Raw genomic sequence first — 15,175 nt, 5'->3', positions numbered from 1 at the left:
AATAGATTAGGCATCCGAAGAATCTTCATGATCGATGACCATTTGGGCATCTTTTCCCGCTTTTGCCGGCACGGCCATAGACAAATACTTCAACATCAGCAAGTAGAGCATATTATATTCGACGGGTTTTACCAGGTAATCATTAAAACCCTGTTCTAATGCCGCTGCTTGCTGATCCTTAAAGGCATCCGCAGAAATTGCGATAATGGGAATTTTACACATATTGGGCATCGCCCGCAACCGCAACATGGTCTCTAAACCGTTTAATTTCGGCATGTGTAAGTCCATCAGGATTAAATCGGGCTTCCTTTCCAGGGCCATCAATATGCCTTCTTCGCCATCTCCGGCCATTTCGATTAAAAGGCCCATACTCTCGCAATACCGCTTTATAAGCATTTGATTCACCTTGTTATCTTCCATCAGCAAAATCCTTTTTCCCCTCGGCATCCCTTCTTGCACCACTTCAACGGGCACGCTTGCTGTAAATAGCTCTTCGATATCCACCGTGGTAACACAAGGCATCGAAATCTTAAACGTGGAACCTTCGCCCAGTTTGGAAGAAACGGCGATAGCGCCGCCCATTACCGTCATTAACTCTAATGAAATGGATAAACCCAACCCGGTGCCGCCGTATTCCCTCGAAACCGTTGCATCAGCCTGTTCGAAAGGGTCGAAGATAGCCTCCAGCTTATCTTCCGGTATACCGGGGCCCTCGTCTTCAATCTTGATAAACCATTCCAAGGTTGAGCTGAGATCAGCCGTGATGTAGACCGATTTACCGCGAGGGGTAAATTTCACGGCATTTCCAACAAGGTTATTTAATACCTGCGTGAGCAGCTTTTTATCAGCCGAAAGGTACCGTGGCAGCATCCTGCCGATTGAATATTCCAGCTTTACACCTTTAGATTCTGCCAAGCTCATGGCAACATTTAAAACCGATTCAATCCATTGGTGGCAATCGAACTTCTCTTCAACAACTTCAATTCTTTTACCGGATTCGATCTTGGCCATGTCAAGGACACCGTTTACTATCCCCAGCAAAGTTTTGCCACTGGTGCTGATATTTTCGATCAGGTTACGGGCGTATGGAGAAATATGTTCTTCAGCTTCGTGGTTTAGGATCAAATCGGTAATACCAATTATCGCGTTCAGCGGGTTCCTGATTTCATGGCTAATTTCATGCAGGAACTGTGTCTTAGCCCTATTGGAAGCTTCCGCCTGGTTCTTGGCAACCTGTAAATTCGATTTGGTGCGTTCTATCTCGAATACTTGCCGCATCAGGTTCGATTCCGTGTTGGAGAGCTTATCGTAGCTTATTTTCAGATCGGCAAAAGTGCTTTGTAATATGGCTCTTTCGATATTGATCTCTTCCGTTCTCGCTGCCACTTGGTCCTCCAGGTTGTAATTATATTCTTCCAACTGGTGGTAAGCATCTTTCAATTGAAGTTTTTGCAGCTCGATCTCGTCCCTACTCCTCGTTAACGCGGTATTCCTGATACCAAGGGTATTTATAAGTGTATTAATATTAGATTGATAAAAGCTGATAATTACGCAATTTAATAATAGTATCACGGCCATAATCAGCCACCGGAAAATGTTAGCCACATCCGCGGGGAAGGGGTAAGGTTCAAAAACCAGGTAGTGATTGTTGATTTCAAGCAGCACCAAGGATAATATAGGTAGCAACATGCAAATAAACTTGGATAATGCCTCCTTCTTATTAAAAATCAATAATGGTACGCCGATCAAGAAAAAACAAAGCAAGTGTACTTCTGTTATTTCACCGAATAACTGGCCGTAATAGAGTACCAGGCAACAGATATTTACCGGTAAAAAGACCTTTGCCGCCGTATAATAATGTAGTTTATTCAATAAAAGCGGGGTAAAGAAACCGGCCACAAATATTAACGCGGAATACTGGATGATCCATACACCTGAAATTAACGAAAGCCCCAAGCCGTAGAAAAAGCATAGTATGGCAATAATGAAACTGAATGAATTCACGATCATTATATGCTGTACGTCCGACTCATGTACTTCGGGCGTAATGCCAATTCTTTTTACGCGGTAAAACTTTTCACTAATCATACTAACGGGGAAATTTCATCATCCATGACCAGTTATTAAAAACTTGCCGGGGCAAGCCTTGGGTTGTTCATAGCAAACAGTTGCAGTGCTATATTAATTTAAGGCAATTTTGCCGAATCTCAAACTAATTTCGGACAACCTGTTTACAAGTGGTTGATTTTTACTTGTTAATAAATAAAGTTCAATATCTCAATTGTTAATTGTTTCACGAATTTACCTGAATATTTCCTGATTTACTAACGGGCTCCTAAAAAATAACCCGGCAGAAAACTGCCGGGCGCTGTTGCTTGTATTAATTCCGTTGTAACAACGGTTGACGGCTTAAAAGTAAAACTTAAACCCAATATTTTTGTTAAGCATTTGTTATTGAAAGAACTCCTGTCATATTGATAATGAAAGATTCAAGTAAATAAAAACAGGGGCGATTTTATTAGGATAAAAATTTATATACCACGATCTCCCGGCGGCTAACATTCCTTGATATAATTACTTTCTTACCCGGTATTTTATATATCAATCGCATGCTTGCCAATCGGTACAAATGATTATTGCAAGCTTGCAGCCGGGCAATAATTGATATAAAAAGTGAACAATTCAATATTCTAATCGTTGAACGAAGAAATATGATAAACATCATTAGGTAGGAAAATAGAATTGATACCTTTACAACATGTTTGCCCAATAAAACTAACGTGTATGTCAGTTGAAATCTTATCGAGGATCCAATTCGCTTTCACAGTAGCCTTCCACTACATCTATCCGCCGTTGAGTATAGGGCTGGGTGTTTGCCTCGTCATTATGGAGGGGATGTATCTTAAAACGGGGAATAAGATGTATGAACATATCACCCGCTTCTGGATCAAGATATTCGCCTTGATTTTCGGGATCGGCGTGGCAACCGGCATCGTGATGGAGTTTGAATTTGGAACTAACTGGGCAACCTACTCGGAATACGTGGGCGATATTTTCGGGAGCGCCCTCGCCGCTGAAGGCATCTTTGCTTTCGCCTTGGAGTCCGGTTTCTTGGGAATCCTTCTATTCGGCTGGAACCGGGTTAGCAAAGGGGTACACTTTTTCTCAACGATCATGGTGGCACTGGGCTCAATCTTCTCCGCACTTTGGATAGTAGTGGCCAATTCTTGGCAACAAACCCCTGCCGGTTACCGGATCGAGGGGGAAGGCATGAAAGCCAGGGCTGTTATTACCGACTTTTGGGAGATGTTCTTCAACCCTTCTTCCATGGATCGTTTTTCGCATGTTATAATAGGTTCGTTCCTCGCGGGGTCCTTCTTGGTCATGAGCATTGGCGCTTGGTATATTCTTAAAAACCGGCACCTCTCTTCCGCCAAGGCAATGTTCAAAATTGGTTTGGTGGTGGCGAGCATCTCGGGTTTATTGCAATTGTTTACCGGCCACCGGTCCGCGGAATATGTCAGCGAATATCAACCTGCCAAACTAGCGGCGATGGAGGGGCATTTCGAATCCAACACCCCGGCTGATATGTATTTATTAGGCTGGGTGCATACGAAAGATCAGAAAGTAAGCGGGGTGAAAGTACCCGGGGGACTCTCCTTCCTCGTGCATGGCAATTTCAAAGCCCCGGTGAAGGCCTTGAATGATTTTCCGCCGGAAGACCAACCGAAAGCAGTCAATTTTGTATTCCAATTATATCACTTAATGGTGGCCATTGGCATTTCCATCATATTATTAACCTTATATTCCCTGTATTTGTGGCGCAGGGGAAAACTTTTTGAAAAGAAATGGTTGATGCGGGTTTTCGTATTAGCAGTACTGCTACCGCAAATCGCCAACCAAGCCGGATGGTATGCTGCCGAAGTGGGGCGGCAGCCATGGGTAGTGTACAACTTGTTACGCACTTCCGATGCGCTGTCGAAAACGGTTACCGCCAACCAGGTCATATTTTCCTTGGTACTTTTCACATTTGTTTATATCGTATTGTTCATATTATTCCTGTATTTACTAAATAATAAAATCAAACATGGCCCCGATGTGAACGAGAACGAGGAAGAAGCCAGCGATGCTTATTCCAAGCGGAACGTGGGCGCTATTCAATCATAAAAATTATTACAGATGGAGATGGAAACATTACTAGGCATGGATCTGCCCACCTGGTGGTTCTTGGTCATCGGCGCTTTGATTACCGGTTACGGTGTATTGGATGGTTTCGACCTGGGAGCCGGCGCCTTGCACCTATTTTTTAACAAGGAAGAAAGCAGGCGCACCGCGCTGAATGCGATCGGGCCGGTATGGGATGGCAACGAAGTTTGGTTAGTTATCGCGGGTGGCGCCCTATTCGCCGGGTTTCCATTGGTGTACGGTGTAATATTCAGCACCTTTTACATTCCATTCATGTTATTCCTGGTAGCACTAATTTTCAGGGCTATCTCCATCGAGTTTAGAAGTAAAGAACCGATGGCTTGGTGGCGCAAGATGTGGGACATCAGTTATACCGTTTCCAGCACCTTGATTACGCTCCTATTGGGACTGGTGTTAGGAAACCTAATCAATGGTTTACCATTCAACGAAAAACATGAATTCACGGGTAATTTGCTTACATTTTTCAACCCCTACGCCATTTTGATCGCTTTTACTACGTTGGCACTGTTCATGTTACATGGCGCCATTTACCTGGCCATGAAAACAGAACAAAGGTTATATGCCAAATTGACTATCCTCGTGAACAACTGTAGTAAATTCTTCATCCTTTGCTTCATCCTAACCTCGATGGCTACACTAATTTATATTCCCCATATGACGGCGGAATTTAAAAATAATCCCTTTTTGTTTGCTTTACCCTTGATTGCCGTTTTGGCCGTTTTGAATATCAAGCGGAATATTGACAGCAGGAAATATTTTACAGCATTTATATTTTCCAGTATCACGACGGCCGTCTTATTGATTTTATTCGCGATAGGTTTATATCCTAACATCATCATTTCTTCCATAGATCCAGCTTATAATATCAGCATATACCAAGCTGCGTCAACCGCGAAATCACTCAAGATCATGTTATTGATAGCCGCCATAGGAACACCGCTGGTACTAGCTTACACGGTTTTCGTGTTCTGGACTTTCAGGGGAAAAGTGAAGCTCAACGAGATGAGTTATTAAATGCAATATTTTCAGCGCATTAAAATTTCATTAAAATTAATTAATAGGGGGATGAGATCATTCTTAAAATAATGAACCCCGGTAAAGAATTACCAGGGCTTTTACCATTTAACCTAACTATATGCTGTAACAGCAACTAGTTTCTTCAAGCTTTATAGCTAAATAATTTATATAATTTATATTATAACCTAATTAGTTGGGATGACCACTTTGCCAATAGACATGTAAAAATAGGTTAAGTTTAATACGATAAAAAAAAAATCTTCGATTTTCTTTCCATATCCATTAAAAAATAAATTTTATCTAAATTGAAACCATGAATAGGATTGATCGACTCAATGCCATCCTGATACAATTGCAAGGAAAAAAGATCGTGAAAGCCGCCGAAATCGCGGAACGTTTTAATATCAGTTTGAGAACTGTTTACCGGGATGTGAAAGCCTTGCAAGAGTCCGGGGTACCTATCGGTGCGGAAGCCGGCACCGGTTATTATATCGTGGAAGGCTACCACCTGCCGCCGGTGATGTTTAGCAAGGAAGAGGCCGCAGCGCTGCTTACCGGCGAAAAATTGATGGCGCAACTCGGTGATCAATCAAACCAAAAACAGTTTTCAATTGCCATGCAAAAGATTCGGGCCGTTTTGCGCGGGACCGAAAAGGATTACCTCGAATCCCTGGATGAAAATATTGCCGTGATAGCCGGCAGAGCTATTCATACCAATACAGAATTTCCTAATAAATTTTCTTCCGATGTTCAGTATGCCATCGCGCACGGCAGAATCGTAAACATGGTTTACTACTCTTCTTACAATGGTTCTCAAAACGAAAGGAATGTGGCCCCAATAGGGGTGTTTTACCTTTCCGGTTGCTGGCACATGATCGCGTATTGCTTGCTTAGAAATGATTACCGTGACTTTAGGTTAGACCGGATTAAACAACTGATGGTCTCCGATAAAACATTTAACCGGAAAAACTACATGACCTTTAGCGAATACCTGGCAAAACAACAACAAATGCCGGAGTCCTCACATTTGATAAAACTTATTTTAACTCCCCGTATTGCCCGCATTATGCGCGATCAAAGGATGCATTACGGCATGGTTGAGGAGATTGTTTTGCCGGATGGCAATTCCGAATTTCACTTTTTACATGGTTCGCTAGAATATTTCGGTCGCTGGTTGCTGCCATGGGGTAAAGGGGCCACCGTCGTTTTCCCTGAAGAATTAAAGATCGTAATGAAGCGCCTGGTGTCTGAAATACATGATCATTATATGAATAGTTAAACGCTTGCTGGCTAAGCATTTAAATTATTCTCACCGGGTCCCGCTAGTTCGAGCTTCCAAGCTCGGTCTCCTATGCGGAACAACCTTCAACTGACAAAATATCGTGTTCGGCTAGTGCGTGGCCCCGAGCTTGGAAGCCGGAACCAGCAAGGTTTTTGAACATCCGGGCAAAACATTCAAAAACCGAACCCCGGTTTCGAATACTCCTGGCTTCTTACCAGGAATTTTTTTGCCATTTTCTCCAGCTACTGACATAAGGTTGTCATCACCACCGATTTATTTTGCAATATCAAGTAAATCAAGCTTATGGAAAAAATCACGCAGCCTGCCATGTATTTCTTCTGCCGGGAATACCGTACTACTCCACCGGGAATGCTAGCATATGTCAGGCATATTCCCAAGGAACTATTTGCTGCCGCGCAACAATTCGGCCTAGAAATAGCCGGGGTAATGCAATGGCACTATCAAGGTTTTAACCCTGCAAGCAATGAACCATTCAATCTTCGTATAGGCATCCCTGTTATTTCACCCAAACCGGTTCTTAATCCATACAAATGTATTGAATTGCCGGCCTTTGAGTGCTACGCGGCATTGCACTGCGGAGCATGGTCGGAAATGCTCCGTTCGTATTCTTTAATTTTCAACAAGTTAAACGATTCCGGTATCCAAGTTAGCGGCGAAACAAGGGAACAATACCTGCTGTGTAACTTTGACAGGGAACAAGACAATCTCACTTATATTCAAGTTGGAATAAAATGAAAAACCATCTCCCCTTTTTAAATAAAGTTGTCTGGACCGCATTATTATTGGCAACCTTAATGGAAATACTTCATCCAAACTAAAAATCTATCAAGATGGATATAAAATCATTGACACAAAAAATTGATCTAACAAAATTATACAAATCATATTATTCTGCTACCACCCAGCCGAGGTTAGAAATGTTGGAGGCCGGGCAATTTATTTGCCTGGAGGGTCAGGGTGCACCGGGAAGCCCCCTGTTTTATAATAGCATTCAAACTTTATTTGCAGTGGCTTACGGTGTGAAATCGATATATAAGAAGTTATTGGAAGACTTCGTTGTTCCCAAGTTAGAAGGCCTTTGGTGGGTGGAAGATGGAAAAGACGCCCTATCGGTTTCACGCGAACAGTGGTATTGGAAATTGATGATACGGATGCCCGCTTATGTTACTGCCGGGGATATTGAACATGTGAAAGCGGTCATTTTCCACAAGAAGAAATTAGTATTGGCACCCCGGGTAAGTTTAGAAAACGGGAACGGGGGCCTTGTTGTACAATGCCTACATGTAGGATCTTACGAGAATGAAACCATTACGCTAGAGGCCATGAAGTTATACATGGAAAAGATGGGCGTTGTGCAAAGTGGCTTGCATCACGAGATCTACCTTTCGGATGCTACCAAGGTGCCCACGCACAAATGGAAAACGATACTACGGTTGCCGGTAAAACAATTTGGAATATAAACTTGGGAGCCTGTAGGTTAATTATTGTCCTTCCCATTATCACTGATACCCAGCAATTCGATGGCCTGTTGCGCTGCAATTTGGGAGGCGTCTTTTTTGTTGAAAGCCTTCCCGCTACATATCAGCTCGCCATCTACCATGGCGCCAACGGTAAAGATCCGCCGGCCATTATCCATCTGTTCTTCCAAAAGCTCAAATTCGAGGTTTTTACCCTGTTTATTGGCCCAACCATACAATTTATTCTTGTGGTTCATTTCAACGGATTCAAGCGCCTCAAGGTCAATATAGGGCACCAATATGCGTTTATGAACAAATTGCTTGGTTTTTTCGTAGCCTTTATCCAGGTAAACGGCACCGACTAGGGCTTCCAGCGTATTACCGAAAATTTGGGAAATTTTGAGGAAACTGTTGTATTTATCATAGATCGTGAGCTTGCGGAGCCCCATCTTGATGGCAATGTCGTTTAACTGTTGCCGGTTTACGATCTTGGAGCGCATTTCCGTAAGATAACCCTCGGTTTTGTAAGGGTATTTCTTAAACAGGTAATCACCGATGATGGCGCCGAGGATGGCATCACCCAAATATTCTAACCGCTCGTTACTTTCAAGAAATTTTTCTTTACTAGAACGATGGCTAAGGGCTACTTCATACAAAGAATAGTTACCCGGCCGGAAGCCGAGCAAGTTATAGAGGTCTTTGTAGAGTTTCCTTTTTTTAAAGACAAAACGATATAGAAATCCAGGTAATATTTTCACACCATCAAGGAACAAATTTTTTGAAGATAACAGAAGCATTGTGACCACCAAACCCGAAGGTATTGCTCAAAGCCGCTCTTACTTCTCTTTGTTGCGCTTTATTAAAGGTAAAATTAAGTTTTGGATCCAGTTGCGGGTCGTCCGTAAAATGATTAATTGTTGGTGGAACGATGCCATGAATGATGGACTGGATGGCAGCGATGGCTTCCACGGCCCCTGCAGCACCCAGCAGGTGGCCCGTCATGGATTTTGTGGAGCTGATATTCAATTTATAAGCAGCATCCCCAAAAACCTGTTGGATGGCCTTAACCTCGGCCACGTCACCAAGGGGTGTTGAAGTTCCGTGTACGTTGATATAATCAATATCATCCGCGTTTAGCCCGGCATCATTCAAAGCTTGGGTCATTACATTCTTAGCACCTAGCCCTTCCGGATGGGGGGCAGTAAGGTGATAAGCATCCGCGGTTGCACCACCGCCAACAAGCTCGGCATAAATATGGGCACCACGGGCTTGAGCATGTTCTAAAGACTCCACAATTAATGCACCGGCGCCTTCCCCCATTACGAAGCCGTCCCTATCCATATCAAATGGCCGGGACGCCGTTTTTGGATCATCATTTCTTTCAGACAAGGCTTTCATCGCGTTAAATCCACCCACGCAGGCCTGGTTGATAATATTTTCCGAACCGCCGGTCACGACCATATCAGCCTTACCCCAACGGATGTGGTACATGGCATCAATGATGGCGTTCGTTGCCGAAGCACAGGCGGAAACTACGGAAAAATTAGGCCCCCGGAAGCCGTTCCGGATGGAAATATGCCCTGCGGCAATGTCTAAAATTAGGCGAGGGATTAAGAAAGGACTAAAACGGGGAGTTCCGTCTCCTTGAGCGAACTCTTGCAGCTCGTTACAGAAATTAATCATACCACCTACCCCGGTACCCCAAATAACACCGACCCTATCAACATTGATAGTATTTCGATCTATTTTGGCATCAAGAACAGCTTGGTCAGAAGCTATGACCGCTGTTTGGGTAAAAGGATCCATTTTACGGGCATCCTTTTTATCCATATAGTTGGCCGGATCAAAATCTTTTAGTTCACAGGCAAAGCGAGTTTTGAATTTAGAAGCATCAAACTGCTTGATAAAATCTGCGCCCGAAACACCGTTCGTCAATCCATGCCAATAAGCATCAACAGAATTGCCGAGCGGTGTCAGCGCGCCTAAACCTGTAACGACTACTCGTCTGGGTTGCATTAAAACAGTTCTGATTAGTTGGATTATTTTACATGTTCTTCCAGGTAAGCTACTGCCTGGCCAACAGTTGTGATTGTCTCAGCTTGTTCATCAGGAATTGAAATATTGAATTCTTTCTCAAATTCCATGATCAGTTCAACCGTATCCAAAGAGTCTGCGCCTAAGTCGTTGGTGAAGCTAGCTTCAGGAGTTACCTCGGCTTCGTCAACGCCTAATTTGTCGATAATGATCTTTTTAACTCTTGATGCAATGTCTGACATAATTTTAAGTGTTTTTGGTTTAAAACTTGAGTGCAAAAATATAATTTTTATTGAATTGCCAACAGTATCGGCCAATTTTAACCCATAATTTCATCATTTTCAATTGCCTATTTCCCCTTCTACATCGGCTGTAACACATTGCTAATAAGCACTTCAGCCCCGGTAAAGCCTAAAAAATGAAAAGCGAATTATTTAATATTTTAGACATATAAATACCATTTTTCATCTTTTCTATTAACCTTGCCTTGTTATTCATTTCCAGTTTAACCCCTCCTTATAAGATGTTATCACCTATAATTATAACCCCCTCATTAATAGTTGCTTCCATCTTATCGTAAAATCATCTATATATAGCAGGCAACGTTAAATAGTGTTAAGACCACTTATCGAAGCTCCATTTTATTCGTTAAATTGCTTGGAGGGTCGCCGCAAGACCAGTTTTTAGCCTGAAAAAAGGGTTGCCATTCACATGTACAATCTACCACTTAACCATATTTAAAAACGGCTATTGGTAAGGATTGAGCCCATTTACTAAATTTGTTGGGTTTGGTACTTGCTACTATTTCTAGACTATTTCCCTTAACCTGGCCCGTTGTTCGGGGATTTTTGCTTCACGTACCAAGTTATTTCGTTTAATACCATACATATTATATATACATGCGCAGTAATAAGACTTTAAGAACTATTCTAATTTTGCTCGTTGTCGGTGTTATTGGCTTCTTTGTTTATAAAGCCTTAGCCGGTAAGGAAGAGAAAAAATTGATCCAGCCTAATGCTGGCGCCAACCAGAAAAAGAAGGAAATCCTGGTAGATGCCCACGTCGTGAAAACTTCGGTGCTCGATGAAGCAATCAATGCCAGCGGCACCCTGCAAAGCAACGAAGAGGTTGAACTCAAACCTGAAATTTCGGGTAGGATTACCCATATCTATTTCAAGGAAGGCGCTAATGTTGCCAAGGGAGCATTATTAGTGAAGATATATGACGAAGATATCAAGGCGCAACTCCAAAAACTGAAATTACAGCAGGAATTGGCAAAAACGACCCTCAAAAGGCAGGAATCATTATTGAAAATCAACGGTATCAGCCAACAGGATGTTGATGTTACCGCTAATCAAGTCAGCGCTTACGGTGCAGACATCGAATATAATCAAGCCCAATTGCAGAAAACGGAAATCAGGGCGCCTTTTAGCGGCACCATAGGTTTAAGGAACGTCAGCGAAGGCGCCATCGTATCCCCAACTACCATCATGACGACCTTGCAACAGCTGAACCCGCTCAAAATTGATTTTACCGTGCCCGAAAAATACCGGAATGCCGTAAAAGTCGGTGACGAAATATCGTTCAGCGTTGCCGGTGATAATAATACCTATAAAGGAAAAATTTACGCGATCGATCCCAAAATCGACCTGGCTACCCGCTCCCTGAAGCTCAGGGCTTTATTACCCAACCCCGGGAATAAACTTTTGCCGGGCGCTTTTGCCAAAACCACGATTTCTTTAAAAGATATTCCCAATGCCATCATGATACCATCACAATGCGTTATTCCCGGAACAAGGGATAAGAAAGTGATTATCTCCGAAAATGGCTTGGCCAAGTCCGTAATCGTGGAAACAGGCGTTCGCGATGAGAATAACATCCAAATACTAATGGGCCTAGAGCCGGGAGATACCGTTATTACGACAGGAATATTGCAATTGCGCGATGGGATGAACATGAAGTTTAAGTCTATTGAGTAATTCAAGTTTATTGGATATTGGAAAACAAGCAGTAGTATGAGTTTACCTAGTTTATCGCTCAAAAGACCCGTTCTCGCGACGGTAATGAATATTATCATCGTGATTTTCGGTATCGTGGGTTTTACCTTCCTCGGGGTACGGGATTATCCCGCCATCGATCCCCCCATCGTGAATGTCCGCACTTCTTATGCCGGTGCGAACTCCGATATTATTGAAACACAAATTACCGAACCCCTTGAAAAAGCAATCAACGGGGTAGCTGGTATCAGGAATATCTCCTCCCTCAGTAGTCAAGGTAATAGTAATATTACCGTGGAATTTGAACTGGGCGAGGATCTAGAAGCCGCCACCAATGATGTGCGCGACAAGGTTTCGCGGGCGCAACGCTCCCTTCCTGATGATTTGGATGCACCGCCGGTAGTTTCCAAGGCGGATGCCAACTCGGACGCGATCATCTCTATGACCGTGCAGAGCAATACCCGCGACCAACTCGAAGTGACCGAATTTGCCACCAACGTATTGCTGGAAAGGCTGCAAACTATTCCCGGTGTATCAACCATCCAAATTTGGGGTGAGAAGAAATACGCGATGAGAATTTGGCTGGACCCCTCGAAGTTAGCTGCCTATGCATTAACTCCTTCCGATGTGCAAGCAGCCTTATTGAAAGAAAACGTGGAATTACCCTCTGGAAAAATCGCCGGAAATGCAACGGAATTAACGGTGAGGACTTTCGGGCGACTGGATACGGAAGAGGAATTTAACGCCCTCATCGTGAAAAACGTGAACGGTAGCGAGATCCGCATCCGCGATATCGGCGCGGCCGTCCTGGGACCCGAAAACGAGGAAACCGTGTTGAAAGAATCCGGCCAACCGATGATTGCCCTGGCTATCGTACCGCAGCCCGGGACAAACTATGTAGCAATCGCGGACGAGTTTTACAAACGTTTGGCAGACATTAAGAAAGATATCCCGGCAGATTTCCGCGTGAACATCGCGATGGATAATACCACCTTCATCAAGCGTTCGATCAGCGAGGTGGAAGAAACCCTGATCGTGGCGCTGACCCTGGTAATCCTCATTATTTACTTCTTCTTCAGGGATTGGCTGATGGCATTACGTCCCTTGGTGGATATCCCCGTTTCATTGATCGGGGCCTTCTTTATCATGTATATCTGCGGCTTTACGATCAACATCTTGACCTTGTTGGCGATCGTATTAGCAACGGGACTGGTAGTGGATGACGGTATCGTGGTAACGGAAAATATTTACAAGAAGATAGAAATGGGATACCCGAAGATGAAAGCGGCGAAGGAAGGCTCAGAAGAGATATTCTTCGCGGTAATCGCCACTTCCATTACGCTGGCATTCGTATTCTTACCGATCATCTTCTTACAAGGATTCGTGGGGCAATTGTTCCGGGAATTTGGTATCGTGGTAGCAGGTGCAGTATTGATTTCTGCCTTCGTATCATTAACCTTAACCCCCGTATTGAACGTAAAATTATCCCGCAAAACACATAAACACTCCTGGTTCTACAACTTTACGGAGCCGATGTTCCGCGGGATGGAAAATGGTTACAAGGCTTCCCTATCGGCATTTATGAAAATCCGCTGGGTAGCCGTTTTTATCATTTTAGCGTGCCTGGGCATCATTTACTTGATCGGTACAACGATCCAATCGGAATTAGCCCCGCTGGAAGATCGCAGCCAGTTCAGGATGTCGGTTACAGCGCCGGAAGGCACTTCTTATGATTATATGGATAAATACGTTACCAAGTTGACCGACTTTATCCAAGATTCTGTTCCGGAAAGCAAGATCATCCTTTCCGTTACGGCACCCGGATTTTCCGGAGCAGGTTCTGTAAACAGCGCCTTCTTAAACGTGAAACTCGTTGATCCGGAAGATAGGCTGCGTTCCCAGAAGGATATCGTGAACATGGTAAACAGGAATATGAATAAGTTCCCCGAAGGACGGGTATTTGTCATAGAGCAGCAAACGATCTCCGTTGGTCGCCGTGGCGGTTTACCGGTAGCATTCGTTTTGCAGAACATCAACTTTGAAAAATTATCGGCCGCCGTTCCTAAGTTCATGGATGCAGCTTTATCCGATCCAACATTTCAAGGTATCGTGGATGTGGATTTGAAATTTAACAAGCCTGAATTAAGGATACAGATCAACCGTGAAAAAGCGACCGAATTAGGGGTATCCGTTGCCGACATCTCGGAAACCTTGCAATTGGCCTTAAGTAACCGCCGATATGGCTACTTCGTGAGAAATGGTAAACAGTACCAGGTAATGGGACAAGTTTTCCGCGAAAACCGCGATGATCCATCGGATCTACAAAATTTCTACGTTCGTAATACTAACGGCGAAGCGATCCAGCTGGATAACCTGATCACGATTACCGAAGAAACCGCACCACCTGTTATCTACCACTTCAACCGGTATAAATCGGCTACCATTTCCGCCGCGCTGGCGCCGGGCAAAACCATCGGTGACGGTATCGCGGCGATGGATAATATTTATAAAAAATTAAAGCAGGACAGCGTTCTTGATGAATCCTTCCAATATGCATTATCGGGTTCATCCCGCGATTATGCCGAGAGTTCGTCCAACACCAGTTTTGCATTTATACTTGCCTTGGTATTGATTTATTTGGTTTTGGCGGCGCAATTCGAAAGTTTTGTCGATCCGTTCATTATCATGCTAACGGTACCATTGGCCATCGCGGGTGCGTTCTTATCATTGAAGATCTTCGGTCACACTTTGAATATCTTCTCCCAGATCGGGATGATCATGTTGATCGGTTTGGTAACGAAGAACGGTATCCTGATCGTGGAATTTGCCAACCATCAAAGGGATATGGGGCTCAATAAAATCGAGGCAGTGGTAGAAGCATCCAAAATGCGTTTACGGCCCATCCTGATGACCAGCTTGGCCATGGCATTGGGAGCTTTACCGATCGCGATGTCCTTGGGCGCCGCTTCTACTAGCCGTATCCCGCTGGGTATTGTTATCGTGGGCGGTATCGTTTTCTCATTGATCTTAACATTGTACGTGATTCCTTCGATGTATGCATTCTTATCCCGTAGGAAAAAGATCTCCGACTACGACAAGATGATGCAAGAACAGGAAGCGCAAGGAAACTCTGCGGATGTAGCAACAGCACATGCTTAATA

Annotated in this window: 11 protein-coding genes; 7 read left to right on the top strand and 4 right to left on the bottom strand. The window is 43.8% G+C overall.

The window, feature by feature from the left end:
• Positions 1-6: 6 nt before the first annotated feature.
• Positions 7-2,088, bottom strand: a complete 2,082-nt coding sequence (locus COR50_RS07035; protein ID WP_098193341.1) for an ATP-binding response regulator — start codon at positions 2,086-2,088, stop codon at positions 7-9.
• Between the two features lie 696 nt (positions 2,089-2,784).
• Here COR50_RS07035 and COR50_RS07030 point away from each other — a divergent pair.
• The 5 genes from COR50_RS07030 (at position 2,785) to COR50_RS07010 (ending at position 7,986) form a co-directional block, all read left to right on the top strand.
• Positions 2,785-4,167, top strand: a complete 1,383-nt coding sequence (locus COR50_RS07030; protein ID WP_098193340.1) for a cytochrome ubiquinol oxidase subunit I — start codon at positions 2,785-2,787, stop codon at positions 4,165-4,167.
• Positions 4,168-4,185: 18 nt separating this feature from the next.
• Positions 4,186-5,220, top strand: coding sequence for a cytochrome d ubiquinol oxidase subunit II (cydB, locus tag COR50_RS07025; RefSeq protein WP_098196126.1), 1,035 nt, complete (start codon positions 4,186-4,188; stop codon positions 5,218-5,220).
• A 316-nt stretch (positions 5,221-5,536) separates the two neighbouring features.
• The gene (locus COR50_RS07020; RefSeq protein WP_098193339.1) at positions 5,537-6,502 is read left to right on the top strand and encodes a helix-turn-helix transcriptional regulator; all 966 of its coding nucleotides are present in this window, start codon (positions 5,537-5,539) and stop codon (positions 6,500-6,502) included.
• A 306-nt stretch (positions 6,503-6,808) separates the two neighbouring features.
• Positions 6,809-7,261: a hypothetical protein gene (locus COR50_RS07015; protein ID WP_098193338.1), complete on the top strand. Its 453-nt coding sequence runs from the start codon at positions 6,809-6,811 to the stop codon at positions 7,259-7,261.
• 95 nt (positions 7,262-7,356) lie between these two features.
• Positions 7,357-7,986 carry a GyrI-like domain-containing protein gene (locus COR50_RS07010; RefSeq protein ID WP_098193337.1) on the top strand — a complete coding sequence of 210 codons (630 nt, stop codon included), beginning with the start codon at positions 7,357-7,359 and terminating at the stop codon, positions 7,984-7,986.
• A 17-nt stretch (positions 7,987-8,003) separates the two neighbouring features.
• On the opposite strand, the gene rnc is transcribed toward COR50_RS07010, so the two are convergent.
• Genes rnc through COR50_RS06995 form a run of 3 tightly spaced genes read right to left on the bottom strand, consistent with a single transcriptional unit; the run spans position 8,004 to position 10,259 of the window.
• Entirely contained in the window at positions 8,004-8,741 is a 738-nt protein-coding gene (gene rnc / locus COR50_RS07005; protein ID WP_232516296.1) for a ribonuclease III, read from the bottom strand.
• A 4-nt stretch (positions 8,742-8,745) separates the two neighbouring features.
• Entirely contained in the window at positions 8,746-9,999 is a 1,254-nt protein-coding gene (gene fabF / locus COR50_RS07000) for a beta-ketoacyl-ACP synthase II (RefSeq protein ID WP_098193335.1), read from the bottom strand.
• Between the two features lie 23 nt (positions 10,000-10,022).
• Entirely contained in the window at positions 10,023-10,259 is a 237-nt protein-coding gene (locus COR50_RS06995) for an acyl carrier protein (protein ID WP_012788038.1), read from the bottom strand.
• 657 nt (positions 10,260-10,916) lie between these two features.
• Between COR50_RS06995 and COR50_RS06990 the strand changes: the two genes are divergently transcribed.
• Together COR50_RS06990 and COR50_RS06985 are read left to right on the top strand one after the other, a co-directional pair.
• Entirely contained in the window at positions 10,917-11,996 is a 1,080-nt protein-coding gene (locus COR50_RS06990) for an efflux RND transporter periplasmic adaptor subunit (RefSeq protein WP_098193334.1), read from the top strand.
• A gap of 36 nt (positions 11,997-12,032) precedes the next feature.
• Positions 12,033-15,173, top strand: a complete 3,141-nt coding sequence (locus tag COR50_RS06985; RefSeq protein ID WP_098193333.1) for an efflux RND transporter permease subunit — start codon at positions 12,033-12,035, stop codon at positions 15,171-15,173.
• Positions 15,174-15,175 lie beyond the last annotated feature (2 nt).

Origin of the sequence: Chitinophaga caeni (assembly GCF_002557795.1) — a bacterium.
Classification (GTDB): Bacteria; Bacteroidota; Bacteroidia; order Chitinophagales; family Chitinophagaceae; genus Chitinophaga; species Chitinophaga caeni.
Note: the sequence above shows the minus strand (reverse complement) of the source record. Positions and strands in the feature narration are given on the sequence as shown.

Coding starts and splice junctions, on each gene's coding strand:
- COR50_RS07035 (WP_098193341.1), bottom strand. CDS start 2,088: ATGATTAGTGAAAAGTTTTACCGCGTAAAAAGAATTGGCATTACGCCC.
- COR50_RS07030 (WP_098193340.1), top strand. CDS start 2,785: ATGTCAGTTGAAATCTTATCGAGGATCCAATTCGCTTTCACAGTAGCC.
- cydB (WP_098196126.1), top strand. CDS start 4,186: ATGGAAACATTACTAGGCATGGATCTGCCCACCTGGTGGTTCTTGGTC.
- COR50_RS07020 (WP_098193339.1), top strand. CDS start 5,537: ATGAATAGGATTGATCGACTCAATGCCATCCTGATACAATTGCAAGGA.
- COR50_RS07015 (WP_098193338.1), top strand. CDS start 6,809: ATGGAAAAAATCACGCAGCCTGCCATGTATTTCTTCTGCCGGGAATAC.
- COR50_RS07010 (WP_098193337.1), top strand. CDS start 7,357: ATGGATATAAAATCATTGACACAAAAAATTGATCTAACAAAATTATAC.
- fabF (WP_098193335.1), bottom strand. CDS start 9,999: ATGCAACCCAGACGAGTAGTCGTTACAGGTTTAGGCGCGCTGACACCG.
- COR50_RS06995 (WP_012788038.1), bottom strand. CDS start 10,259: ATGTCAGACATTGCATCAAGAGTTAAAAAGATCATTATCGACAAATTA.
- COR50_RS06990 (WP_098193334.1), top strand. CDS start 10,917: ATGCGCAGTAATAAGACTTTAAGAACTATTCTAATTTTGCTCGTTGTC.
- COR50_RS06985 (WP_098193333.1), top strand. CDS start 12,033: ATGAGTTTACCTAGTTTATCGCTCAAAAGACCCGTTCTCGCGACGGTA.